We start from the raw sequence: 24144 nt of genomic DNA, 5'->3' as shown, positions 1-24144 counted from the left end.
CGTTTGCTTTCCGCCAAGCACATAGCGAAACCTTTTGGTTTTGTTTTTCTTTTTTATGTCAGAGCGAAATCTCAAAGATTTTGGGACATAGAAACTCACAAAGTATTCGGTAAAGCTGCATGTCAGTATTGTTGATAGGTTGTGTTGTAAAACGTTATTTTTCGCCCTTCAGAATTTCCAACAAGCTTTTAGGATTCTGTCGATTGTCCCAAAAAGCAGTAATTAAAATTGCCCCATCTGTAATTTTAAAATAGATACTAAAAATACCTAGAGAAGCTACTCTAACATCCTTAAAATCGGTTGATTTATAAATTAGTGGTGATTTTGCAATTTGTTTAGTGCGCTCAGAAACCAAACGAACCAATTATTTTGAATATCTGGTTGATTTATTTCTTTTAACCCAATATTCAAGAATACCAACAAATTGAATATCCGCTGTTTTGTCCAGATTACATTGTGTTCAGCCATTTAAGATTTCGTTTGTCCATTTCATTCTGCGAAATCAATCGTCCATTTGCTATATCGTTCTCACCCATTTGCAACATTTGTTTTTGCTCATCAGATAATTCAACTATTTCGGTTTCTAAAGAGCTTGAAGAAATAATCTTGTCAAGAGCCTCCAAAAATTCCTTATTTCGTATGGTTAGGATTTTATCTATCAATCCATTCCTTATTTTGTCTACAGTTGCCATATTTGTTCGCTTTATGTAAAAATCTTAAAAATTGACGAGAGTGCATAATGTTTACAACGTACGGCTATACGAAATTATGTGATTTTAATTTTTTTGAGGGGAAGCTGTAATCTCTTGCAGTTACTAAAGTAAAATAAAAAGAATTGGCTTTGCAACTGTTTTTGTAAAAGCAGTACATATAATGTATAATTCGTTATTTAGTCATTGAAATACACGCTGCAGGACTAAATAAGTGGGTATTTTCAATACTAAAACGGTTCTAAGAGATAATGGTAAGAATGTTGACGTAATAGGTAAGAACCTATTGGAGCTAAGCTTAGGGTTGAGCGGTGAGCGTGCAGTAACTGGAGTTTATTTTTATAAGTTTTGGCTACCTATTCATTTTTTTCTTGATAAAAAAACGAACCAAACCTGCCTGCCTGCAGGCGGGAAAATCAAGGCTTGACCCTTCGGATATAGTTCACATCCTTATGCGCTAAATCAAATGAACTCGCTATCGCTCAAACAGCGTTTGATTTTTAACGCTCTTTTCGGTGGAACTAATAATCCTGCTAGGGATCTAGGCCAACCTTCTGACTTTGCAATTTACCGGGCAGCTTATTATTCTTGTTGAATCCCGTCTTTAAATACAATCGTATTTTTTTCAACTCCATTTTCATCATAAATTTTCCATGTGCCTACTGATGCTCCATCTTCATATTTCTCAATAGCACTTAATTGACCATTACTATAGTATTGTTTCCATTCCCCTGTTTGTATTCCGTTCTTATTAAGTTTTCCAGTCAATTTTAATTGACCATTATTATAATATTCGCTGATTTCACCAAGTAGTGTTCCAATAGCACTTAGTTGACCATCGTCATAATAGTTTTTCCAATCGCCTGTTTGTTTTTCGTTTTTATCAAAATTTACAATCGATTTTAATTGGCCATTTTCATAATATCGTCTCATTTCACCCCTTATTTTTCCGTTTACATAGGTTGCAATAAGACCTAGTTTACCATTTTCGTGATACGCTTTCCATTCCCCTATTTTCTCTCCGTTACTATATTTTTTAATCTCTTCAAGTTGTCCATTCTCATAATAATATTTCCATTCACCTGTTTTCTTTCCGGTGCTATATTTGCTAAAATGTTGAAGTTGACCATTTCTGTGATAATAGTTCCATTCCCCTGTTTTTTTGCCTTCTTCATATTTTCCATCATCGCATAATTGACCATTCTCGTAATAATATTTCTTTTCCCCTATTTTCTTTCCGTTACTAAAGTTTTCAATCTCTTCAAGTTGGCCATTCTCATAATAATATTTCCATTCACCTGTTTTGTTGTCTCCTTCATATTTTCCAATCTCTTTTAATTGACCATTATCAAAGTATTCTTTGTGTTCTTGAGCATTCAAAAAATTAATTGAGAACAGTATGAGTAGTGCTAATGTATTTTTCTTCATTATTTTAATAGTTGCTAACGGTTTTTGTATAAGAATAGTAGGGCAGTAGATAAGCACTTTTGTTTTAGATTAGAACTCAGCAAAATATAAATATTTTGCATTTATATTTTTGAGCTAAGAGTCAAATCAAAAGATTTGGCAGACCTTGTAAATAGACAATGACCTTTTGATTAAACACTTAACGCTCTATTTGCTTTATATAGTGTTGTAAAACTTTTTTTATTCTAGTGCAATTCATTATCAATCTGTTCAATAATTGACCAATCAAAATCAGAGGCAGTAAAATAATCTATTTGCTCGATTAATTTAAGTTTCGATTGTTTATGACTACCAATCGATATATTTTGTTTTTTCAACTCGTTAATGTAAATCGAGTACCAATAATAAGCGTTAATCCATGTATCTAACGGATTGATTTCTAACGATGCTTTTTTAAATATTTGATCATCATAAAAAACAAGCGCTCTATTGAAGTTTGAAATATTATAATTAGCACCCTCAAAAATATATCTTTTTAGGCTTTTAAACTCTTCATTCAACCGAGAGTCGATTACATGGTCTAATGCTTCAGTTGAGTACAATCTAGAATCAATAATAGGGCAATTAATTTAGATGTTTATAATAATTTCACCGCAGGTGTATCTTAGGGGTTAAAGTTATCAATTTGCTCGTCAATGGCATTATCAGAGGCCAAATTGGTTTTACTTTAAATAAGTACAGCATCTAAAATTTTAGAATGCCTATTGCTTTTATAGTTTTTCACTCAATTTTTCTGCGTTAGCTTTTTAAGTGCTGTTTGGAAGTCTTTATCATAAGTATCTGCACCATTTTCATCTGTTCCTTCATAAATTACTGTGTCAAGAGCTATAATACTATCGCCTTCTATTTTATAAAAATTGGTCCAATTGCGACCAGACAGCACTAAATTGTCTATGATATCATGTTCTGGTAGATAATGCGGATTTTTAATGGTTTCAAATTTTTTTATTTTCTGTAGTTGGTCAGTTTTAGTAGCTACGAGATATAAGTAATACGTAAGATTGCTTCGTGCATCGGAAGTGTTTTGAAGTAGAATATCTTTGACCCCATCATTATTAAAATCTAGGAATTCTATGCCACTAAAATGTTGTTGAATAGAATCACTATAGATTTCTTGATAACGTTCATTGTTCCAGGTGTAGCATTTAAAAACAGCATTGTAAACGTCTTGATCATAACTTATGGCATCAGTAAAGGTAGAGACTATAATTTTGTATTTTTTATTTTCATAGATGGTATCACAAATGAGTTCTGTAACCGCAAAATTAGGAGCTGTAGCCCGCTGTTGTATTTCTTTTAGGGCATCATCTTTTTGTGCGTTTTTAGCTTCTCTAGCACTATGGCAAGAGAGCAATGCTAGAGATAGGGCAAGTATTAAAACGAATCTATTTTTCATAATTTCTTATAGTGTTTTCTTATTACAAGAAACCTTGTGGATGCGTACAGGCCTTTGGGTTTATTCATTGGTAACCTTTTTGAAGAGAAGATTCAACCTATACATAGCTAAGCCCAAAAAAATAAGTCCAATAATGGATCGAAGGCCACTGAACGGAATTAGATTTAAAATTCCCAGAACTAAAAGAACAATAATTATTATTATTGATACTACTTTTTTCTTGGCTAAATCAATTTTTTCAAGAGCATAAATTTCATTGAAAACTTTGTCTACAATTTTGGTTTTTTCATCAATCCCTCTTAATTTGAGTTGGTTTTTTATTGCTTCTATATTCTCGTTTGCCTGCAGTCTGTTTTTAATTTCTTTTTTAAATTCTACTTCGGTTTGGTTAGAGGACTTTTGTAATCCCATGTAATCATTTCCAAATTTCTCAAATTTAATTTCTGCTTGTTTGATGGCTTCTTCTTCATATTTATATCTTTCACTAGTTAAAACAATGAATAATTTTTCTGGAGCAAGAGATGAAATGTATTCGTTCATTATATTTTTGAGATTATTTTGCTGTATTTTTTAATTGAAATTACCGGTAACGTTACATGTAAACGTCTGTATAGTGAAGAAAGTTGTTGACTTTCGAAATAAGTACAAGGTGTTTTACATTTTTTAAAAGTTCAATTTGATTATTTTATTTAAATGATGGTTTAGGTAATAATTTAAGATTCCTTCTTTTTTACTCTGATTTCAATATTGGTAGCTCAAATCTTAATATAATTATCCTCCTCATCTATATAATGTACTACTCCTAATTAATTATTTGTTATACCTGTTAAGTCATCAGGATGTATACGATGATCTAAGTCATTATTTATCAGCTAAGGATAGTAAATCCATCGATTTTTTAGTTTTAAGACCTCCATATTTAAAAAAATAATAGATTTATAGGACAAGCACTTATCAACAACCTCTTCTATACTTATAATTTTTAATACCATCCTTTCTGAAATTATCATTTTCAGGCTAATAAAATAGATTTAAGCCATTTGGGTAGGAAATGTTTTTATTGAAAAGATCCTCTAATTCGTTAAGCTTTTACTCTGAACAAACAGCTTTAATTATTTTTTTAGCGATTTCTATTAATTTTTCTCTACTCATTTTTTACAACCCATTACTATGTTAGATACCCGTAAGTTTAAAATTCTCAATTTATAGGCTATTAAGGCTAAGAGAGGCTAAATTAATTCCTGAGAGCGTTTGTATCTTTCATGGTGCGTTGTTCCTGTAGCGGTAACCTAATGTAGGGCTTATAGGTATTGTACGTAAGTTCTAGGGACACCCGAGTGTTATCAATTGTTTCATTCGTTTATTAGGTGATGCCACGGTATACAGCATCACATTACTTCGTTTTCTTATAAACCTAGTCGTCCCGTCTGTTGAAATGCATTTTATGAGGTCTGTTTTATTTTCTCCTATGCGTATAGTGTCTCCAATTTTATACCCATCATAGTGGTCTGCAAAAATGGCTACAGCGCCTTTTATGACACAAAAGTTTACGCCTAAAGGACTCGGTTTGGTATAGTCCGTAGTATTTGATTTAATATCTTTTAGGGTAATAAGGTATTTGTAAGTATCCGTTTGTTTTTCCACAGCGCAAATAGTTCCGCTTACTTCTAACTCTAAATTTGTAAAATAGTCTTCCGTTATGCTATCCGCATTCGAATTTGAGGTATTTATCATTAGGTTTATTATGATCATCATAATTACCATAACGCCTAGCATTAAAAAGAATAGTTTTTTTGCGGTCATATAGCGGTTTAATGTAGCTCGTATAAATGCTTAGCATGGTTTTGTTGCTACATATTAAAGATAAACTATTCAACTTAAGCAAAAATATAGCCTAAGAAGCATGTTACTTAGGCGCCAAACTTATGGGTAAAGCGTATGCCTCCATAATAGAAAAGTAAGATCCAATAAAAGAGTTGAAAAGACAAAGAAATAAAGAAGTGCTTCCATACTATTTGTGTTTTAGCTAATAAAACAATACCGACAACTAAAGCCACTACTTCTAGAATACAAAATAGGGTGAATAATTGCGATTCAAATTTCTTTGGAGTAAGTGGTGAACAAACTGTTAATACTGTAAACAGCAAGAACATTATAGCAGAAGGCAATAAAATAGTAACATCTAATTTGAATATGTACTTTAAGAAAAACCCCATAATTACTAAGGGTAAGGCAAAATAAGTAATTTCTAGAAGGCTTGTGTTCATTTTAGATCTGTTTATAAGGATTAAACCACTTTTTCTATGTTTATTTTATGTAGTAGCCATAGCCTAGGTTACCTACAAATTTCTACCTTTTAATATTCAAGTACTACCCCTTTTACAGGGAGATGCATATAATTAATAACTGGGGTTTACTTTTCTGAAAGACACCAATAGTTTGTTTCTATTTTTTTTGGGGTGGGAGTTCTGGTGTAATTTTAAGCGCTTTAATCTACAAATTCCATAAGTCCGAAACGCTGGGGTTGATGCACATCTTTTTCAATATCATAAATAGGGAAAAGGGTTGAGGTTACCCGCCGGTCACCTTCAAGCTCATTCCGGTCTTGACGAACGGCCAAAAAAGCCCATTGGTTGCCTTTTTGTACAGGCTCAAAATCGCTTAAAAAGCCAAATACAGCAATGGGTATTTCAATTTCCATAGTCCACCCTTGGTCTATGTCAGAATTATCATTGATAGTACCGTTAATGCTTACTTCGCTCCTTATGGTTGGATTAAAGGTTTTTAAACCAACGTTTTTTCCTTTATAATAATTGTTGAAATATAGGATATCATTGGTGGCTTTATACATATTTATTTCAAAGCCAAAATGGGTATCTAAACTATCGGGCACAGGAATAATAAAAATTTCTGCGCAATCATCTAGGTATGGAGCTCCGTCTCTTTTGGTTTCTCTAGCAGTTAAAAATTTATCTTCAAAGTGATAAAAAAGGTATAGGCTGGTTTCATCCCATAACATTCTAAACCTTGTTGTTTGTTTGTCTGTAGGCTTTTCTATAGAATAACTATACTCAAAGGTGCTACTTTCTGTTTTGGCCCAACTGGCTTCATCCATTTTACCATCTATACTAATAGAATCAATGCATTTTGATACTTTAAAAATAGATTGTTCTCCTAATACTAACTTTTTCTCAGAACTATTTTCAACTCCTTTAGCCGGGGTGTTGTTACATGAGAAGGATAGCAAAATAAGGGCGGTAACGGAATAAAGTTTAAAGATGCTCATTTTTTTAAATCTTGAACGGCAGTACACTTTTTCTTCATACTGCGCATAGTTTACGACGTGCTCAGTATTTGAGCACTTAGCGGGTAAAAAGATACTACATTTAGAAAATAGTTGCGAATTAATGTTTGCTTAAATTTCAGTTCAAAATCTTATTTCTTTACGAGTATGTAATTTTATTAAGACGTATTTTTTTTGTCTTTGAACACTTTAAAAATTAGTGCGCAATTAATTTAAAGGTCGAAGTAATAAAAACGGCTGAAATGGTACCTGTTCCAAACAAATTATAGCGGAGCGTAATTAGTGCTAAAAAAAATAAAATAGTCGAGATTATTAATCCAGTATTTATGTTGAAATTTATGTTTTGGATCGTTTTATTTATTTCCGAGTTTTTTTCAATGAATAGCAAGGGTCTCGTAAAATGTAGTGTCGTTTAATAGCTTTATTGTAGTATGATTTCACCGTCTTTAAAAATTATATACCAAGAATATGAGGAGGTCACATAAGCTTCGCTTTCAGTACTATAAGAGGGTTCAACGTTTGTAAGCGAATTGATAACCGTTTTGCATATTTCGGGTAGTTTAGGGTTGGTACTTTTGGTCCTGAATAGCGATGAAGTACCCTCTTGGTTTACCCGAACACCAATAATAAGAGTGTCTGCTACTAAGGCTACCCCTTTTTGTTTAGCGAGTGCCAACACTTTAGTATTAATGGTAGTAAAAAAGCACTCTTCTGTGGGCGTGTTTATACATTCGGGTAGTAAAACTACCTTAGTGGCGTTGCTAAATTTTGGTGTTTTCGAATCCTGTTCTTTCACTTCCTTACGGCCAATAAGGCTGCTCTTTGGCGTGATGTTGTTTCCTGATAGTATTTGGTAGGTAATATGAACCTTATGGTTGGGGTAGGTATGTGTTGCTGGCTGTAAGGTATTGGACATTTGCAAGAGTAGGGTAGTGTGTACACGCGGTGCTGTCCAGGTACTTATGTTATAATAATCATCGGTATCATTAATAAGGGTTTGAGCATTAAAATTGCCCTGCTCTGTTTTCTTCGTATTGGTGCTACTCGTTATTTCCGCTACGTTTATAAAATGAGCTGCAAGCGCTTTCCGGAAGGCTATGCTTTTCTTTTGATGCGTATCATCAGTATCTAATTCATACTTAATTTCTGCAACCACCGAGTCTTTTTTTGCATACACATAGCGTACAATTAGATCTAAACCGGGAACAGTATTGTCTTTTCGGATAAAAGAGATGATATCATAATCCTCTGAAAGCGCATAGACACTAGGGTCTATAATTTCTCCGCCAGTATACTGCTTTTCAATAGTTCTAAAATGTGATAAGCTAAACTCAGTAAGGTCTATATCTTTTCGTTCCGCACAGGATTGCACTAGACATAAGAGGAGTAGGATAGGGATTAAGCTATATTTTCTCATAAAAAAAAGAGTGTTCTAAAAGTTTTCTTTTGGGCTATGGGATATAAAAAGTACGTTTATAGCTAAGCTTAGAAATACTTTTATATATGTTTCAGGTATGCAATGTAAGGAATATTGTATACATGTGTTTGTTGTTGTTAGAGCTGTTAGTATAGGTGTAATTCTCGATTAATGCGCTTGGTGTTTTTATGAACGGTTGTTTAATTTTTAAGGACAGTTGTTATAATCGTACAGACACTTCGCGCAAATTAGTTTGGCGTATTACTAGTGAACAAATTGTTAGTACTACAAACAGCAAGAATATAATAGCTGAAGGCAATAAAATACGATCATTTAATTGGAACACATATTATAAGAAGAATCCCATGATAGCCAAGGGTAAGGCAAAATAAGTAATTTCTAGAAGGCTTGTGTTCAATTTAGATTTATGGATAGGTATTACATCAATTTTTGTAACCCTACTTTTTGTAGTAGCCTTAGATTTCCTGAAAATTTCCATGTTTTAAGGTTTAAGAACGATCTCTTTTAAAGGGAAATGAATACCTAATAACTAAGCTTTACTTTTCATAGCGATAATGACCAATAATTTTATAATCAAAAAGATAATCTTGTAACACTTGTCCTCTGCCAATATTATGAACGATTAAATTACGCTTTCCGTCTTTTGATTTTTTGTCTACTACAATTCCGATATGAGTTAGTGCACCATTTAGATTCCAACAAACAATATCACCCGTTACATAGTCCTCTGCTTTGTCCGAAATTGGCTTTTCGGCACCTATTCTTTTAAAGTAGGTCATTAAATTAGGAACTCTACGGTGGTCAATATTTCTATCGGTGGTTTTTAATCCCCATAGTTTTGGATAAGCGCTAAAATTAGATTTCATATCTACATGAACTTCTTTCTGCAAATCTATCCCAACTTTTCTATACGCACGAATAATTACATCGGTACAAACTCCTTTATCACTGGGTACATCTCCATTGGGATAGTCAATAGAGAAGTAACTTGGGTCATACGTTACCTCTTGTTTTGTTAATTCAATAGCAGCCTCAGATAGCACAATTTTCTTAATTAATGCTTGAGATAAACAAAGATTGAAACTAAAAAATAATAGGGCTAGAAATATTTTTTTCATAGAGTTGCTAAGGTTTCAGCTAAATCTAGTAGCAGTAGTGTTATCATAGAAGTACATAGACTTTTAAATTTAGTAAAAAGTTTTTAGTTTTAGTGCCTCTATTTTAACTTCATCTTTTTGTTTTCTGAATTCAGTTCATCATTTTCATTTAAAGTAACCTTTGAAAAGGCAATACTATCTGCACTAATCCAAGAAGCTTTTTGAATACCCCAACCTTCTAGCGTTACCGTTTTTAGAGTATTAAAACCCAATGAATCTACTGTTATTAATTGATACCCGTTGTCATCATAACCAATTTCTAGGTCAACATTTGAGGTAAAGATGTACTTGCCATTATTAGAAAACATTGGTTGTCCGTATGAAAAAATGGTGTCTCCTGTATGTAAGTCGGCTAAAATATGATAGGAGTATTCGTATGCTGTAGCTTGTAGTTCAACAATATTATAGTGGGGGTAAACATGCGCAACAGAAAAACTTGAAGCCCCGTAATTTTCTTTAAACTCATCATAATACTCATTCACTAATAAAATGATAGTATCTCTGGCAGTTAATACTAGCGTATCATTTTTTCTATTTAAAAAGCTATATGGAGTTAGATCTATTTCATCAATTTTCCAATCAGAAAAGTCGGTATCATAATTCACAATTTCTTTTTCGTTCTCTAAAATTATTGGAGCTGTTTTACTGCCTATTTTGTTTTCAGTCAAAGTATCTATACGAGTTTTATTTTTTTCTTGTATACTTTTTTGCGGGTCTTTACACCCTATCAAAAAAAGTATAAAAAATGTAAGTAGACTGGTTTTCATTTGATGGTTTTAGGGTTCTTAAGCTAGTATGCTGTTATTTTTTAGCGTTTAACAAAAAGAAGAAAAATAGCAAGGTAAGAATATTATAGCTCGTTAATTATTCCTTTAGAGGCTAGGGTGTGTCTATTTCATAAAGAAAAGAGCTTTTTTTGTCTAGAGGGAGAGAATTATCAATTTTGCAGCCATTAAAAATGGCAGAAAATAAGGGTAACACATTGTCGTTTTCCATAGAAAATTAAGTGCGTTACTGTGCGCAATTCACCCAGTAAACTAAACAAAAAGGGAACTATTCACAAGATATTAAAAGAATGTTTTTAGGGTGTAGTTTAGAGTATGGTCAGCTTTTTCCTAGCGGTGAACCGTATAATTATAGCGTTAGCTAGCAAATTCGTAGTTCAAATAAATGTTATGTCTATACCACTATGCTGACCATGAACTGTCATTGGAGTTAGCCTTAGAACTTTGCGCTGGAATTTTACAATACGATTAAGGATTCTTATGATCTCCTGTTTTTATAGCCAATAGATTCCAAGTAATATTCCATGCTTTAGTACAAATTCGCTCTTGGTATTGGGCGATATCAAAATCTGGTGTGGGTTGTACCAAAAGGGCAAATAAATCTTCTAAACCATAAGGGGCAAGACATTTAATGTCATGTGTTGCACTGCGCTGTACCGCAATGGCAGTAGCGGTTTCTGGCCAGTAAGATATGGCTTCTTTACAAGTAGCATAAGCTGTATGCCCATTTCTAAGATGCATTCTAGCTTGGTTTTTAACAGACCAATTTAGGCTGGGGTAAAGGGATTTTAACTGTGTTTCAATCTCTAGGTCTTGTTCTTTGGTAGCTTTAGACCTATCAAAATAAATAATATCAATATCATTTAAAGGCGTTCGGTTTATATTGTGGAGTACGTCCCAAACCTTATTCCGAACAAAACCAGCACCAATCCAACAATCGGCAAGCGATAAATCGCGTACAATGTCTAAAATGCTAAGCATCCAAACATCGGCTTCAATGAGGGTTACGAGCTGGTTTTCTAAGGATTGATTCATATTTTTAAACCATCATTCTTTCTAAAAAGTTTTCCGAAATATTCGGGGTTTACGTTATTCTACCGTGTAGCGAATAATTACTTCGTTATCTAGAACTACATTTGTAGACCAGATAAATTCTGCGCCTGCACCACTAAATTTTTCTATAAAATTCATGTATGCTTTTTTATTGTTCACCCCAATTTCATCTTCTGTATAAGTCGTCGCATTTGGCCATGAACTGTCATTGAAATCAGCCTCAAAACTTTGCGTTGGAATGTTCCAATGAATACCATAAAATTCGGTTCCGTCATCTACACCATCTATACTGCACGTTGTAGAAAGTCTTTTTTCGCCATCTTCTGTAACACAACTTAAATCTGCGATAGGAGCGGTATAAAACGTTTGTGCTTTCCATTGGTCATTGGTAATGGTCCCATCACTAAAGCTAGCAATAAAACCACCGTCTCCAGGATGATACGCTTTTCCTCTATTGTTTTCTGAACCTACACCCAGATTTTCTTCCCAGTCAATTAGTTTTATAGCAATCGTATACGGTTTGTTCACCTTAAATTTTACCACATTAGAATTAAAAGGGGTAAAGGGTACAGGATCTACGGAGATTAGTTTTCCGTTAATGTAGAGCTCAAAATAATTATCGGCAAAAATATAGCCTGTAATAATTTCACCGTCAGCATCTACCTCTGTTACAGGAACTATATCCAGGTCTACCTCAGATAAATTGCTTGGCGTTACTCCGTTGCATTCATTGTATAAATCACAAGCCTTAGTCGCTTCATTAAAATGATTGGTTCCTGGAACCGTCCAAATGGTACCAGAAGCATCTTTTATTTCGCCTACGGCAGCAATTCTACCTCCTTTTTGATCACAGGTAAGCAGACTTTCTATCGTTGTTTCTGCAACCCCTTTAGTGATGCTACCCGTTCCAGTATAAGTGCTACTTTCCATGTTTTCTGGAGTCGTGGTTTCTGTAGTTGAGGTACTTGTTTTTTTATCCTTACAACAGATAATTGTAAAGGTTAGCAGAAGTAATAGGACGCTTTTTTTCATCGTAGGTTATTTAAATTATAGCCAATGTAATTTTTGTTGCCAACAAGGTATGCAACCATATACAAGGACAAGAATAAGGAATAGACTTTCTGAAGCCAAGTAAATAGTATTATTGTTATGTTTGTTGATGAAATGCGGCTGCAATAGAACAGTCTGTACATATTTCTATATATAGTGTTCCTTCTAAATCTTCATAAAATTGATCCCATGATAAAGCCGCTAATAACTTCATTTTACGGTTACAATCAGGACATTTTTCATATTGAAAGTCTTGAACCCAATCTGCTTGTCCGCCAATAGTACACACATCATCATTTCCACAAGCATAATATAAGGGTTCTTTGGTACGCGATAATGTTAAATTATTTGAGGCTATTTTGTTTAAATCCGTTTCGGAAACATAGTTTTCATTTTCAAAAGAATCCATTATTTCCATTGTGCTATCTCCATTAAGCGTATAGCGAATTATTGTTTTCTCAGACAAACTAGCACAATTAGGGCAAATAGGTAGTTTTATTTTTCCTTTAATTCCTAAAAAAGATAAACGAGAATCACTGCCGTCAATAGTTAGAATGTCAATAAGCTTACAACTACAAATAGGGCATGTATCCGCTCTTGTTTTTCCAACAATGACAGCGTCATCTTTTCGGTCCTCTTTATGTAATGGAAAACAATCTTGATGTACTAAGAGTGTCTTACTTCCTTTATTATCAAAAGACCACCCCCCTAATTCTGCATAAACAGAAGGGTCTACATGAAGTTTCTTTCTCCAAGCTAGCGGTTTATTTTCTAGTGCCATAAATACGTTTTTAACGTCATCATTCCCATTTGTTGCCAAGCAACACAATATGTGGTTTGCATGGGTACAGTCTGGATTTAATAGTATGTTGATTAACCCATTAATAACCTCTTTTGAAGCATTGCGGTAGAGCGTTGGTGGATAAAAAATATGCTTTTCAAAAGCAGCTTTTGCGATGTGTTCTGTATTGATATCGTGGTAAGCTAATAAGCTAATAAAATCATCAAACTCATCGTTATAATTTTCAATTTCACTGATATTATTTATAATAGTCGTAATGGTATTTTCAATCGCTGTTGTAGACATTGATTGATAAGTTTCGCGCTTCTTTTTATTTTTACACCAATAGCAAAGACCTTCAAAATATTTTATTCTACTACATTCAGGACAAGGTATTGGACTGTTATTTGCTTGGGTCATACTATTCTTTTATAATCTGATGGGTTAACGCTAATATATAGCTGCTGGTAGTGCTTCGTTAGTCCTTTTTTGGTCTCCTATTACCATATACGGATTCTCTCTGAGGATCATACACCATTATTCCGTTCTTTACCGCAATTGCTACAATATTACTGGTAGTGTCTTGATAATCAGACCAGACTAGGTTAAATAGAATCCAATTTCCATAGTCGCCTTTTCCAGTTTCGTAAAGAAAAGGACAATTATCTATTTCTTCACCAAAATACTGAGCTTGTTGCGTGCCAAATTCAGTTTCCATATCGGTAAAGAATGTCTTTTCATCAAAAAACTCCATGGCAGTATGGTCTTTTTCTTCCATAATAGATTCAAAGCATTCTTTTAGCATTGCTGTTTTAGTCCTTGATGAACGTTTCCATAAAACCAAATCGTAACTCATTATGTTTGTTTTTAAGGTTCCGAATTTACTCTTTTGAGATTTTGTAATGCCCTCCTGCAGGCGAATTACAATCACCTGTCAATGCAGATTCGGAAGCTATCCAAACCAGAGTATTCTTATGCTCTAAGTACCACTTCTTAAGATTTTTCTGTAATTGCACTCTATTTTCTTTGTGCTCTCTTACAAAGCTCCAATATGAACAGTATCCACAGCTGGAAATGAATTCCTGTCCTATCAAATTTAAAACAGGAATACCTTCTATCTTTTCCTTTAGAATTACTAGAGCCACATCTGCAACCGTATATTCCCCTCCAAAATTAGGAACATAGACCTCTTTTAAAATGGTTTCATCGGTGAGTTTCTCTATTAATTCTAGAACATTACCTTTTTGTTGTACAAGGCTCCAAAAAATGGTGTCACTACAGTTTTCAATATAGGGAATTTGCTTAATATCTTTTATTTGATCAACGCCAATAGAATCATTAATCACGATGCTTTGAGGTAGTTTTGTGCGTAATACAGATGCGTCCGGGATATTGTTTTGCGGTTGTGCAAAAGCGAATAGAGAGCTGATTGATACTAGAAATAGTGTTTTCATGTCATGGCTGGGTTTACAATAATTTAGCTGTTTTCTCTTTACAATTTTGGACCATAGTTACCTTTTATCTAACCGTAACATTCAGTTGGATACAACACAGGATTCTTAACTATTTTTAAATAACAAAAATTAACAATCACATGGTATGGGGGTGTCGTACTAAAATTTTCTTCACTAAAATAAGAAAAAATAAATAGGGGTTGTGGTTTAAAAGCACCAGTAAACGATGCTTAAAGAGCACGCTACTTCTATGAAAATACTATTTGGCTATTATTCTTTTTAATTAATCGTATACTTCGTTCTATTTCTTTTTGTAGTCTTTTGTTTCTAATTTCAGCGTTTAGTTCCGTTAGAAAAGCTATACTTTCAGGGAGCCCGCTAAAAGCCCGGATAATTTTCCATTTGATTAAATCATCTGTTTTATTTCTATGGAAACAAGACATGAGCGGTTGGTAAATATTTTCTGCCTTAAAATTAAAGTTAATGTGCCCAATAGTATCAATTAATTCACTTAAAACAGCCCTGTCTGTAGTTTTTACTTTTTTTATTAATTCAGGGATTGCTTTTTTTCCTATGCGAATTAACGTTCGGCTTGCAATATCTCTTGGTAAAGGATAGCTATCTTTTAAAAACTCTTTCTCTGGTACTGTTTTATGTTGGTTGTTTCCAATCTGACCTAAACACATTATTAGCGGCAGAATGGCCATTTTATCCAATTCGATTAAGGTATTACAAATCTCGATTTTAGTATATAATTTTTTTTCTTTTTTTAAAGCATTGATCAGATGTTCAACAGTAATTTCTGATTTATTATTTTTTAATAATCGGGCACCTAACGTCCGTTCCGTAGCGATTTTACTTTTAAGCAACATAACTTTTTCGTCAAAGAATGTATGTTCATAATTAGGTTCAATCCCTTCTGGGAGATATCCACGATTCTGAAGTTGTATTTGTTTATACGTCATTTTTTGTACTTGGTGCGATGTCTAAAATTAAAAATAGGATATAGTTCTTATTCATAGCATCATCCGTCTTTATTTGCTAGCCCTTGTTAATTTCAGTACTAGTGCTCTGTGCTATTATGTGTTTGGTTGTAATCTGATGCAGTGTTAGTATAAGGCTGAAAAAAATAGACGGTACCAAACTCAATCTTTCTATAATCAGTGATCACTTTATCATTTTCAAGAAGCCCTATTCTAAATTTAGAGGAATGATATTCGTTAATTAGAAGTGCGGGTAAAATATACATTTTTCTGTTTTGTTCAAAATACCCATTCTTGATCCTACCTCTAATCGTATACGTTTTTAAAATACGGTCCTTGATTTTAACCGTGGCATTTATTTTCTTTTTATTGACTACTTTAAGCGTAATGAGGTACGGATTTTTTTCTTCGGTTACTTCTTTAGAAAGGATTTTAAATTCTTTAGCCTTAAGATACGAACCCCAGAAATAATCTAAATAGGGCGGTCTCATATGCTCATTATTTTCATAAGTTCCATTGATTAAGTGTAGATTTTCATTCGTCAACTCGATCTGATGCTCCGCCATTTCATTTTTTTTTAAGGTGGCGCAGGAACTAATCAGTATTAAAATATACCCGTATAGCATCATTTTATTTGAAGGCATTATTCTTTTTTTAGTTATCTATATCCTCAATTCTTAAAAGATGCATCAGCCTATGGGCAAAAGGAGCAAAAAATATGGCTACTGTACTTAAAAAAATAACCCCACTAAAAATGGCATAGCTAGAAGCAAATAGTTTTGCAGCATCGGTCTTCATCTCATCTACGGGCCCCATACCCGTTAAAATCATCGAGGCATTGTATATACTGTCTATCCAATTTAAAGTGCCAATATAATGATACCCCAAAACCCCAATGCCCAGGGAGAAAGCTAAAAGAATGGTAGCAAAAACAGCATATTTTATTACCCGTTTAGCAAATTCTTTAGGAGGGAGTATAGGTGTAGCTTTTCTCTGGTTCATTTCTATTTTATTCCGAAATTTTTAATAATTTCCTTAATCCCTTCAGGATAGGAAGTGACCTTGAAATTAGGAAATCGTTGCTTAAATTTTGAAGAATCAAAGATGTTATCAATGGTATACCTAGGAAGCAGTTCTTGTGTTTCTCTCATGTTTTCATTAAAAAAAGAGCTGAGTTTTAATACAAAAGCACTGAGGATATCATAGGTAATGGTACGTTCTAATTGTTTTGAAATTTCTGCTAATATTTCTTTGTAGGTTAATCTATCATCATCACAAGGCAGGTGCCAAGTCTGCCCGTAGGTATCTGGTGTGTTGCCTAGCAATGCCATGGCTTTACTGGCATCAGGCGTGTAGATTAGCGTCCTTAAAACATTATCTTTTAGAAATACTTTTGGTTTCTTTCCTATTTTTAATCGCTCAAAAATCAGCGAATTGGTAAGTCCTTTTGTTTTTCCAGGGCCATAGAATTCAGGGGCTCTACAAATTACCGCTTCAATTTCTTTTTCTTGGATTGCTTTTAAAAGAAGTTCTGCCGCTATTTTTTTTGCGACACCTTTTTTCCCTGCTGATTTAAAAGGGGTGTTTTCTTTCTGAATTTTACTATCCTGAGCGTAGGCATAGGTATTATCAAAGTAAACAAGCTTGCAATTATTTGCTTTGCAAGCAGCAATAACGTTTTTCATAATCTTTGGCCAATCGCTTAGCCATACAGCTGATTTGTATGGAAGTCCGACAGTCATATATGCAATTTCAGCATTTTCTAAAGCTTTATGAACATCTTCAGGATGTAATAAATCGCCTTTAAATAAGTGATCTTCTGGGTGTACCTTTTTAGGGTTTCGGCCCACTAACCTGATATTGTCTGTATACTTGACGCGCAATTCTTTTGCTAATTCTTCTCCTATAATTCCGTTTGCTCCTAAAATTACCTGCATGTTCTTTTTTGTATTTAGAATCGTATTCAACACGACAAAGATACTCGTGAATAGTACTTTTTAAACCCATTATAAATGTAAGGAAAACTTAGGGTTGAGATGTTCTCTTTTCATGATTTTAAAATAGTACCAGAGCCTTCCTTGTCATCCAAACAATAATTTTGATACCTAAAAAACGTTCTCTTCACTCAGGAGCGGTAACCATAGTGATGAGATTTGATCCTAATAATTATAATAAAAAATAAAACCAAATTCGTGTGTAAATTTGTTCTCGGTATGCACTTTTTTTTGATCAAGGCTATATTCAATTTTTTATAAAAAATATATACTAAGCTATATCACTTTTTAATCAATGAAATGCGCTAATAAAAATTTCTGCTATCGCTTGCGGTCATTGGCTTTAAAAATTATGGACTTGGGTTACTTGTTAGGTTAGATAAAAAAAATAATAATAAAGATGAAGTAGCCTAATTTTTAACATTGTTCGGTTCAGAATTAATCTAATAAACAATCTTAAACGATGAAAATACCAACTATGATATTAAAATCCTCAGCGCTCACACTTATTATACTCTCTTTATGTATGACGAGCTGTAGTAGTGATGATTCTCGAGTTACGGAAGAAGAGGCTCCTGCGTATATTGCGGAAACAAAAGCGAATTTAGTGGGAGAATGGGTATTGATTAATAGTACAATCAATAGGGAAAATATACCAACAGCAGACTTTGAAATCTTAAAAGAAACAAGAGCTAATTTTTATGATAATAATACTTATAGCCTTGTTTATAAATCGAGAAGTGAAAGTGCTTCAGGTTCTACAACCTCAACGAATACACAGGAAGGGACTTATTCCGTAGCTGGGTTAAATCAAGTTTCTTTTTTTAATTCATCCTCTGAAATTGAATATATAGCAGATCAACTTCAAATTACGACGACCTCTACTAGCAGTGATGGGGTAGTGCAACTACAAGTTGATGTTTTTGTTAGAAGTGACAGCGAAGAATTAAAAGAAAAAGAAGCAGAGGAAGAAGAAGTAGCGGAAGAAGAACAAGACAATTCGGCAGCTACAAATAACACCTATGATGGGACAGCAGTTATTGCTAAATTATTGGGAGAATGGGAAATTAGCGGAGAAACAGATGCGTGTTTAATGAAGAATACCATCACCTTTGCCGCGGAGACTTTTGAAATTATTCAACATAAAACAACATTTAATAGAACAAACTTATTAGCCTATAATTTAAGTGTTAGTTATCCTATGCCTTCAATTTTCTCAGGAAGCGTTACTAAAGGTAATGAAACCGTAACTTTTGATACGCAAGCCGATTGTCAGTTTGTGAAAAAAAGTGAATTAGAATATACCGTTATTGACGAAGAGACGATAGTATTAAAAAAGTCATCAAAAGCTAAGATCTTGTTGGTAGATGATGCTACATTAAAACTTGTCATTAGCTATTCTGATATGAATGGCGAAGCAAAGGGAATAGAATTTATTTATAAGAAAGTCTAAGGACTTTAACTAGGATGAATCTACTAAGAGGATGCTCATTTTGGGCATCCTCTTTTCGTTTAGGAATATTCTATGGCTAGATTTAAAATGTACAACAACAATTGGTATAAGCAACGTTCATCACGCTCAGGAACTGTAATGATGGTGATGAGGTTTAACCCTAACCTTTCTTAGACTTTTTTAGAAGCGATATTCGTAAGACTTACAGTGGCAACTAATTCCGGTAACTTCAGTTTGGCTTTAGCATGTTGCGACCAGAAGTTCCCAATTTTGGTAGCCAATCCTTAACCCCAATAGGCGTTATGAAGAATAAAACCAAGTTCATGTGCATAGATTTCCTGGTAAAAAACTAAGGTCAATTCCTGAAATACCATCAATACTATGGAGAAGTATTTTCTTATAGGTTAGCCTGCTATTGGACATCCCCAGCCATCATAAGAGCCATTATTCTCCTTAGCTAAAGAAATTAGTTCCCAGACATTAGCGTTAATTGTGGCACTATTTGCATCACTTACTTTTGAGATATTTAGTTGGTATAAATGATCGCCTTCTTTCATCGTTTGCTTTGAAAGCATCTTATAGCCTAAGGTCTCCGATTTTAAAATAAAAGTATCTCGATCTTTTTCTGTTTCAAAATACAACCAATGGTCAATTTCTCTTTCAATTTCAGGGTTATCTCCTTGTTTGTGAAGATTGATAAGGACTTTTTGGTTTAAGATTGTTTGATATTCATAAGCACCAGGATACAAGAAATTAAAATAAGTATCCCATTGGGTGTCCTCTTTAGTATCTGTTGCATAATTATAATCGGAGTAATTTTTCATTACGCCATGAATAACCTCATCTAAGTTTTCAACATTTTTAGAATAGGAGTACATGTCAAAAGTTCCGTTTGTTTTTAAGGCTCCGACAAAAATGGCTCCTATTTTTTCTAAGGCTTCAGCAATAGCATCTTCAATGGTACAAATAACAGGAAACTCTTCTCTTGTGGTAAATCCGTTTTCATCAGGATTTAATAGCTTGATTGAAAACCAAATTCTATGCTTGTAGTTTTGTATAGGGGCACAATCATGAAGTGCTAAGTTTAATCGAATGCTTGCGGGTTTATCTTCAACACGGCAAAAATAGGAGGCCCAATCGTGTTTAATTTCTAGAGGTTGTTCTTCTTTTTTCTTATTAAAGAATTTTTTAAACATAATTTTGGTTGGTTTTTGATACGGTAAGCTACTATTTTTTCACTTAAATTTTAATTGATATTATTCCTTTTTCGTCCAAATGGTTTTAAATCTTTCACAAACGATTAGCATTTTTTCGGTAGGTTTTTCTCCTCTTTCTTCCATGGCGCTTGCAAAAAAGTCCCAATGCGCTTTTCTCCATTTTTTGAGTGCTTCATTTTTCGTTCCCATATCTAATTCCGCATACGCTTCGGAGATTTCATTAAACGGAATGGTATCTACTTTTATAATAGCTATGATCGCTTGTGCTTTTCCGTCAAAATCTGTAATAATATGTTTTGTTCCCACCTTTGGTAGATCGGCATTAGCTTCTTCATACCAAGAATATAAACCAGAGGAAGCTTGCTTTTTCCCGTTTAAAGTTAATTGAGCTAGCCTATTGGCGTCCTCTTTATTCATATGAAAATACCAAGATTCTGGTAGCTCATTTGTTTGGGATTCTGGATTTGATTTGGTGTAGCTGTTCCACATTTCATAAACCGTTGTATCAATTTCGTTTTCCGTTTCCGTTTTTGTTTCGCTTTTACAGCTTATAAGCATCAAAAATAAAAGGATAGTGAAATGTCTCATAGTTTCTTTTGGTCGTAGTCCTAACTCAACTGTAATTTGAATGGTAATACATTTATTCGAGTTATAAAAATAGAAGAAAAAACAGGGAATTACGTGTTATTTTTAAGAAAAAGATATTTTATATAGGAGTCTGTCTCCTCGGTCTCGGGCTGTAAATTTCGTTACAAAATCTAGCGCTAGTTTTTCTAAAACTTTTTTAGAAGCGTTATTCGTAGGACTTACAGTGGCAACTAATTCTGGCAATTTTAGTTTAGTTTTAGCATGCTGCAACCAGAAGTTCCCTAACTCAGTAGCGAGCCCTTTACCCCAATAGTCGTTATGGAGAATAAAGCCAAATTCGTGCGAATCGCAATCTACATAATGGCAAGGGTGTATGCCAGAAATACCAACAAGGCTATCATTGGCTTTAGAAACAACACACCAAAACCCAAATACTTCATGGGTACTTTTAATAAATTCCTCTTGGAGTAAGGTCTCAAATTCGGCTTTCGTAAACACCCGACCTTTCAAAGTAGATTTCATGACCAGCTCATTTTCACAGCATAGTTTTTCTAATGCAAGTCTATACTCAGGGAGGTAAGGTTTAAATTGAAGTCGGTCTGTTTGGAGCATAAGTTAGATGAGGACTTTGTGATATATAGTTAAATTTTTAATCTTCTAAACCAAGAACTTTCCATTGGTTGTCTATTTTATAGGTGTTAAATTTTTGTTCCGATTTCCCTCCGTCAGGATAATGACAAATTTCGGTAATAATATAGTTTTCTTCGGACACGTTCTGTCTTTTAAAAGCTCTTTTAATACCGTTAAATTTGGGCATGCCATGTTCTTGCATGTTTTTAATGAAGGACAACCGTAGCAATTCTGATGTAGATGCAATTAGTTCCTCATCAATTTCCATTTTAACTGCTTTTTTAAGCATAAACTCAGCCTCTTTATGGAAATCTTTACAGCTGATAGCCTTTTCTAAGTTATCTTCATCATAGGCATTTTCTAGGGCTAAGATAGCCCCTTCTGGGGTGTCTAAATTAGGAAGGAAATAGTCTTCGCCCTCATCTACTAACATACCCCCAAGGCTCTTGTCAAAATTTGCTAGTTCATTTCCACGAATACCATCACGGATTGCACGAATGGTATAACCACCAATAAGCCTTCCGTTTTCTATAATCATCCAATCAGAAACCTCATTCGCTGTAATTCCTATTTTTTCATTAATCCGAACATTCTTAACATCAATGGGTTCATTACCTACCACACCAAAAATATTTCCGTCCGTATCAAAACTAGGTTCCATCAACCAGATATGTTCTATTTTTCCCGTATCTTCTATTCTTGCTTTGATCGAAAAATAATGTTGATCTTTTTTTGGATTAGCAATACAGGCTTCAAAATAATGTAGGGTGAGCTTTGCTTTTTCCATCCCCCAATTCATCCGGTCATTATCATTAGCGGCGTTATAAACATCAGGATTTCCTTCACGTTTCCGTACCGTTTCTTTCTTGCCAAATAACCTATTTAGTAATCCCATAATGCTTTTTATTGATGTTTGTATGTAGCGATACCTCTAAAGTAGAGAAAAAAAGCCATGCTTGTTTATACATTTAGAAGAACTGCAGTTTATAGGTAAAAGAAAAGGCTATCTGTTGGGATAGCCTTTTGGTATATAGCAAGTAAATGTATTACTTTAAAATACTTTTATATTTAGCCGCATCATTTAAAAGCTCTGTAGCGGTTAAAATAGCATCATCGTGTGTTAGGTAATAGTCATAAAGGCCTTGGCTGTAGAAGTAACGTGTAATAATCTCATCTTCTAATTGCTTTTTAATCTCTTTCTTGGACTTATCTAAGCCTGTAATTTTCTTCGTATTTATCTCAGCTAATAATTCGCGATATTTCTCTTGAACTTGTGTATCTAATAAATCAGTATCGTTCAAGGTCATGGCTCTATTCAAAGCTTTCTCCGTAGCCGTTTCAAAGGTAAACCCGGAAGATTTTATATAGTTTTTAAAGGCCTCAAAATGAGCATCAGAAAATTCAAAAGAAGCCACATCTGCAATGGTATTTTTGTAATAGAAGTCCGTTGCATAATCAAAAATAGCATTTTCACGAAGTAAGGCAGTTGTAAGGGTATTGGTTTTTAAAGCCGTAATTTCAACATCAGGTAAAACCCCACCGCCATCTTGTACTTTACGACCATTACGGGTTTTAAAGTCATGAATATCTGTTGTTTTTACCGCATGACCAGCAGCATCTCTATTCCAATAATCTAATGATTGAATACATCTACCAGAAGGCGTATAATAGCGAGAGATGGTTACTTTAAGCTGCGTGCCATAGGTTAGTTTTAAGGGACGCTGTACCAATCCTTTTCCAAAACTACGGGCTCCAATAACTACGGCTCTATCTAAATCTTGCAAGCCTCCAGAAACAATCTCACTGGCAGAAGCACTACTCCCATTTACTAAAACCACTAAAGGAATTTCTGTGTCTACAGGAGCATTTCTTGTTTTGTATTCTGAGTTGAATTTTTTAACCTTAGATTTTGTGGTTACAATCAGTTCTCCTTTAGGTACAAATAGATTGGTAACATTAATGGCTTCCGAAAGTAACCCTCCGGGATTACCTCTTAAATCTAAAATAATTTTTTGAGCCCCTTTATTTTTTAAATCGATTAAAGCTGCTTTGGTTTGTTCGGATGCTTTTTGGTTAAATTTAGCAAGGACTATGTATCCTGTTTGCTCATTTATCATCTTATAATACGGTACCGCATCTACTTCAATAGCTTCTCTGGTAATGGTAGTTGTTTTTGTCTCGCCTTGTCTGTTATAAGTCACCGTAACACTGGTGTTATTTGCTCCTTTTAAAAGTTCGGTAGCATTATCTTTAAAATCTTTAACACCGATATCTCCAATTTTTATAATTTCATCACCGGCCTTAAGACCTGCTTTATCTGCTGGATTATTCTTATATGGCTCTACAATGACAAGTTTATCCTCATAGGCCCGTACAATGGCGCCAATACCAGAGTATTCTCCAGCATTGCTAATTTTATAGGCTTCTACATCTTGTTCATTTAGAAAACGGGTATAAGGATCAAGGCCTTCCAACATGCTTTTAATGGCAGTATCCATCAACTCAGCTGGGTTAGTTTCATCAACATAATTCATGTTGAGTTCCTTAAATAAAGTAGTGAAAATCTCTATCTGCTTTGCGATTTCGAAAAAATCACTTTTAAAACTACTCCCAACGATAATAAATACGAGAGCAAAAACAGGGATAATAACACGTTTTTTAATCAGCTTTTTCATGGATACTTT

27 protein-coding genes are annotated in these 24144 nt (G+C 33.9%); 1 reads left to right on the top strand and 26 read right to left on the bottom strand.

The annotated features are described in order from the left end of the window. Nucleotides 1-449: 449 nt before the first annotated feature. From CELAL_RS07170 to CELAL_RS07070, 21 genes are all read right to left on the bottom strand, one after another. Entirely contained in the window at nt 450-692 is a 243-nt protein-coding gene (locus tag CELAL_RS07170) for a hypothetical protein (RefSeq protein ID WP_013550237.1), read from the bottom strand. Nucleotides 693-1292: 600 nt separating this feature from the next. After that, complete coding sequence (locus CELAL_RS07160) at nt 1293-2138, bottom strand: toxin-antitoxin system YwqK family antitoxin (RefSeq protein ID WP_052303984.1); 846 nt, start codon at nt 2136-2138, stop codon at nt 1293-1295. Nucleotides 2139-2362: 224 nt separating this feature from the next. Next, a complete protein-coding gene (locus tag CELAL_RS07155; protein WP_013550235.1) occupies nt 2363-2677 on the bottom strand; it encodes a hypothetical protein in 315 nt (104 codons plus the stop codon). A 224-nt stretch (nt 2678-2901) separates the two neighbouring features. Further along, nucleotides 2902-3573 (bottom strand): XAC2610-related protein, encoded by a 672-nt coding sequence (locus tag CELAL_RS07150; protein WP_013550234.1) that lies wholly within the window; start codon nt 3571-3573, stop codon nt 2902-2904. A gap of 60 nt (nt 3574-3633) precedes the next feature. Further along, nucleotides 3634-4113, bottom strand: coding sequence for a hypothetical protein (locus tag CELAL_RS07145; RefSeq protein ID WP_013550233.1), 480 nt, complete (start codon nt 4111-4113; stop codon nt 3634-3636). 783 nt (nt 4114-4896) lie between these two features. After that, on the bottom strand, nt 4897-5376 hold the full coding sequence (locus CELAL_RS07140) for a hypothetical protein (RefSeq protein WP_013550232.1): 480 nt from the start codon (nt 5374-5376) through the stop codon (nt 4897-4899). A 107-nt stretch (nt 5377-5483) separates the two neighbouring features. Beyond that, nucleotides 5484-5840: a hypothetical protein gene (locus CELAL_RS07135; RefSeq protein WP_013550231.1), complete on the bottom strand. Its 357-nt coding sequence runs from the start codon at nt 5838-5840 to the stop codon at nt 5484-5486. A 221-nt stretch (nt 5841-6061) separates the two neighbouring features. Further along, a complete protein-coding gene (locus CELAL_RS07130) occupies nt 6062-6859 on the bottom strand; it encodes a carbohydrate-binding family 9-like protein (RefSeq protein ID WP_013550230.1) in 798 nt (265 codons plus the stop codon). A gap of 439 nt (nt 6860-7298) precedes the next feature. Beyond that, on the bottom strand, nt 7299-8294 hold the full coding sequence (locus CELAL_RS07125; protein ID WP_013550229.1) for a hypothetical protein: 996 nt from the start codon (nt 8292-8294) through the stop codon (nt 7299-7301). Between the two features lie 349 nt (nt 8295-8643). Further along, complete coding sequence (locus CELAL_RS22340) at nt 8644-8793, bottom strand: hypothetical protein (RefSeq protein ID WP_169311400.1); 150 nt, start codon at nt 8791-8793, stop codon at nt 8644-8646. 58 nt (nt 8794-8851) lie between these two features. After that, nucleotides 8852-9433 carry a DUF1287 domain-containing protein gene (locus CELAL_RS07120; protein WP_013550228.1) on the bottom strand — a complete coding sequence of 194 codons (582 nt, stop codon included), beginning with the start codon at nt 9431-9433 and terminating at the stop codon, nt 8852-8854. 98 nt (nt 9434-9531) lie between these two features. Then, a complete protein-coding gene (locus CELAL_RS07115) occupies nt 9532-10239 on the bottom strand; it encodes a hypothetical protein (RefSeq protein WP_013550227.1) in 708 nt (235 codons plus the stop codon). Nucleotides 10240-10725: 486 nt separating this feature from the next. Beyond that, nucleotides 10726-11292 carry a nucleotidyltransferase family protein gene (locus tag CELAL_RS07110; RefSeq protein ID WP_013550226.1) on the bottom strand — a complete coding sequence of 189 codons (567 nt, stop codon included), beginning with the start codon at nt 11290-11292 and terminating at the stop codon, nt 10726-10728. A gap of 54 nt (nt 11293-11346) precedes the next feature. Further along, nucleotides 11347-12342, bottom strand: coding sequence for a hypothetical protein (locus tag CELAL_RS07105; protein WP_013550225.1), 996 nt, complete (start codon nt 12340-12342; stop codon nt 11347-11349). Nucleotides 12343-12457: 115 nt separating this feature from the next. Continuing rightward, entirely contained in the window at nt 12458-13561 is a 1104-nt protein-coding gene (locus tag CELAL_RS07100; RefSeq protein WP_013550224.1) for a hypothetical protein, read from the bottom strand. Between the two features lie 58 nt (nt 13562-13619). Beyond that, nucleotides 13620-13997 (bottom strand): hypothetical protein, encoded by a 378-nt coding sequence (locus tag CELAL_RS07095; protein WP_013550223.1) that lies wholly within the window; start codon nt 13995-13997, stop codon nt 13620-13622. Between the two features lie 25 nt (nt 13998-14022). After that, a complete protein-coding gene (locus CELAL_RS07090) occupies nt 14023-14595 on the bottom strand; it encodes a hypothetical protein (protein ID WP_013550222.1) in 573 nt (190 codons plus the stop codon). 248 nt (nt 14596-14843) lie between these two features. Beyond that, the gene (locus CELAL_RS07085; protein ID WP_013550221.1) at nt 14844-15560 is read right to left on the bottom strand and encodes a HEAT repeat domain-containing protein; all 717 of its coding nucleotides are present in this window, start codon (nt 15558-15560) and stop codon (nt 14844-14846) included. Nucleotides 15561-15658: 98 nt separating this feature from the next. Then, entirely contained in the window at nt 15659-16222 is a 564-nt protein-coding gene (locus CELAL_RS07080) for a hypothetical protein (protein WP_013550220.1), read from the bottom strand. A gap of 10 nt (nt 16223-16232) precedes the next feature. Further along, nucleotides 16233-16580 carry a hypothetical protein gene (locus CELAL_RS07075; RefSeq protein WP_013550219.1) on the bottom strand — a complete coding sequence of 116 codons (348 nt, stop codon included), beginning with the start codon at nt 16578-16580 and terminating at the stop codon, nt 16233-16235. Nucleotides 16581-16582: 2 nt separating this feature from the next. Beyond that, nucleotides 16583-17515, bottom strand: a complete 933-nt coding sequence (locus CELAL_RS07070; protein WP_013550218.1) for an NAD-dependent epimerase/dehydratase family protein — start codon at nt 17513-17515, stop codon at nt 16583-16585. 520 nt (nt 17516-18035) lie between these two features. Here CELAL_RS07070 and CELAL_RS07065 point away from each other — a divergent pair. Further along, nucleotides 18036-19025: a hypothetical protein gene (locus tag CELAL_RS07065; protein ID WP_013550217.1), complete on the top strand. Its 990-nt coding sequence runs from the start codon at nt 18036-18038 to the stop codon at nt 19023-19025. A 404-nt stretch (nt 19026-19429) separates the two neighbouring features. Here CELAL_RS07065 and CELAL_RS07060 read toward each other — a convergent pair whose 3' ends face one another. The 5 genes from CELAL_RS07060 to CELAL_RS07040 all read right to left on the bottom strand — a co-directional run bounded on the left by CELAL_RS07060 (nt 19430) and on the right by CELAL_RS07040 (nt 24135). Next, nucleotides 19430-20221, bottom strand: a complete 792-nt coding sequence (locus tag CELAL_RS07060) for a DUF695 domain-containing protein (protein WP_013550216.1) — start codon at nt 20219-20221, stop codon at nt 19430-19432. Nucleotides 20222-20281: 60 nt separating this feature from the next. After that, nucleotides 20282-20830: an ASCH domain-containing protein gene (locus tag CELAL_RS07055; protein WP_013550215.1), complete on the bottom strand. Its 549-nt coding sequence runs from the start codon at nt 20828-20830 to the stop codon at nt 20282-20284. Nucleotides 20831-20932: 102 nt separating this feature from the next. Beyond that, a complete protein-coding gene (locus CELAL_RS07050; RefSeq protein ID WP_013550214.1) occupies nt 20933-21442 on the bottom strand; it encodes a GNAT family N-acetyltransferase in 510 nt (169 codons plus the stop codon). A 37-nt stretch (nt 21443-21479) separates the two neighbouring features. Further along, on the bottom strand, nt 21480-22355 hold the full coding sequence (locus tag CELAL_RS07045; protein WP_013550213.1) for a YegJ family protein: 876 nt from the start codon (nt 22353-22355) through the stop codon (nt 21480-21482). Nucleotides 22356-22506: 151 nt separating this feature from the next. After that, nucleotides 22507-24135, bottom strand: coding sequence for a S41 family peptidase (locus CELAL_RS07040; protein WP_013550212.1), 1629 nt, complete (start codon nt 24133-24135; stop codon nt 22507-22509). Nucleotides 24136-24144: the final 9 nt, after the last annotated feature.

Source organism: Cellulophaga algicola DSM 14237, from assembly GCF_000186265.1.
Taxonomy (GTDB): Bacteria; Bacteroidota; Bacteroidia; order Flavobacteriales; family Flavobacteriaceae; genus Cellulophaga; species Cellulophaga algicola.
The sequence above is the reverse complement of the archived record's forward strand: the minus strand, read 5'-3'. Positions and strand labels throughout refer to the sequence as shown.

Coding starts and splice junctions, on each gene's coding strand:
- CELAL_RS07130 (WP_013550230.1), bottom strand. CDS start 6,859: ATGAGCATCTTTAAACTTTATTCCGTTACCGCCCTTATTTTGCTATCC.
- CELAL_RS07065 (WP_013550217.1), top strand. CDS start 18,036: ATGAAAATACCAACTATGATATTAAAATCCTCAGCGCTCACACTTATT.
- CELAL_RS07105 (WP_013550225.1), bottom strand. CDS start 12,342: ATGAAAAAAAGCGTCCTATTACTTCTGCTAACCTTTACAATTATCTGT.
- CELAL_RS07085 (WP_013550221.1), bottom strand. CDS start 15,560: ATGACGTATAAACAAATACAACTTCAGAATCGTGGATATCTCCCAGAA.
- CELAL_RS07140 (WP_013550232.1), bottom strand. CDS start 5,376: ATGACCGCAAAAAAACTATTCTTTTTAATGCTAGGCGTTATGGTAATT.
- CELAL_RS07145 (WP_013550233.1), bottom strand. CDS start 4,113: ATGAACGAATACATTTCATCTCTTGCTCCAGAAAAATTATTCATTGTT.
- CELAL_RS07100 (WP_013550224.1), bottom strand. CDS start 13,561: ATGACCCAAGCAAATAACAGTCCAATACCTTGTCCTGAATGTAGTAGA.
- CELAL_RS07115 (WP_013550227.1), bottom strand. CDS start 10,239: ATGAAAACCAGTCTACTTACATTTTTTATACTTTTTTTGATAGGGTGT.
- CELAL_RS07070 (WP_013550218.1), bottom strand. CDS start 17,515: ATGCAGGTAATTTTAGGAGCAAACGGAATTATAGGAGAAGAATTAGCA.
- CELAL_RS07135 (WP_013550231.1), bottom strand. CDS start 5,840: ATGAACACAAGCCTTCTAGAAATTACTTATTTTGCCTTACCCTTAGTA.
- CELAL_RS07125 (WP_013550229.1), bottom strand. CDS start 8,294: ATGAGAAAATATAGCTTAATCCCTATCCTACTCCTCTTATGTCTAGTG.
- CELAL_RS22340 (WP_169311400.1), bottom strand. CDS start 8,793: ATGGAAATTTTCAGGAAATCTAAGGCTACTACAAAAAGTAGGGTTACA.
- CELAL_RS07050 (WP_013550214.1), bottom strand. CDS start 21,442: ATGCTCCAAACAGACCGACTTCAATTTAAACCTTACCTCCCTGAGTAT.
- CELAL_RS07045 (WP_013550213.1), bottom strand. CDS start 22,355: ATGGGATTACTAAATAGGTTATTTGGCAAGAAAGAAACGGTACGGAAA.
- CELAL_RS07075 (WP_013550219.1), bottom strand. CDS start 16,580: ATGAACCAGAGAAAAGCTACACCTATACTCCCTCCTAAAGAATTTGCT.
- CELAL_RS07080 (WP_013550220.1), bottom strand. CDS start 16,222: ATGCCTTCAAATAAAATGATGCTATACGGGTATATTTTAATACTGATT.
- CELAL_RS07120 (WP_013550228.1), bottom strand. CDS start 9,433: ATGAAAAAAATATTTCTAGCCCTATTATTTTTTAGTTTCAATCTTTGT.
- CELAL_RS07060 (WP_013550216.1), bottom strand. CDS start 20,221: ATGTTTAAAAAATTCTTTAATAAGAAAAAAGAAGAACAACCTCTAGAA.
- CELAL_RS07040 (WP_013550212.1), bottom strand. CDS start 24,135: ATGAAAAAGCTGATTAAAAAACGTGTTATTATCCCTGTTTTTGCTCTC.
- CELAL_RS07095 (WP_013550223.1), bottom strand. CDS start 13,997: ATGAGTTACGATTTGGTTTTATGGAAACGTTCATCAAGGACTAAAACA.
- CELAL_RS07110 (WP_013550226.1), bottom strand. CDS start 11,292: ATGAATCAATCCTTAGAAAACCAGCTCGTAACCCTCATTGAAGCCGAT.
- CELAL_RS07160 (WP_052303984.1), bottom strand. CDS start 2,138: ATGAAGAAAAATACATTAGCACTACTCATACTGTTCTCAATTAATTTT.
- CELAL_RS07090 (WP_013550222.1), bottom strand. CDS start 14,595: ATGAAAACACTATTTCTAGTATCAATCAGCTCTCTATTCGCTTTTGCA.
- CELAL_RS07055 (WP_013550215.1), bottom strand. CDS start 20,830: ATGAGACATTTCACTATCCTTTTATTTTTGATGCTTATAAGCTGTAAA.
- CELAL_RS07170 (WP_013550237.1), bottom strand. CDS start 692: ATGGCAACTGTAGACAAAATAAGGAATGGATTGATAGATAAAATCCTA.
- CELAL_RS07150 (WP_013550234.1), bottom strand. CDS start 3,573: ATGAAAAATAGATTCGTTTTAATACTTGCCCTATCTCTAGCATTGCTC.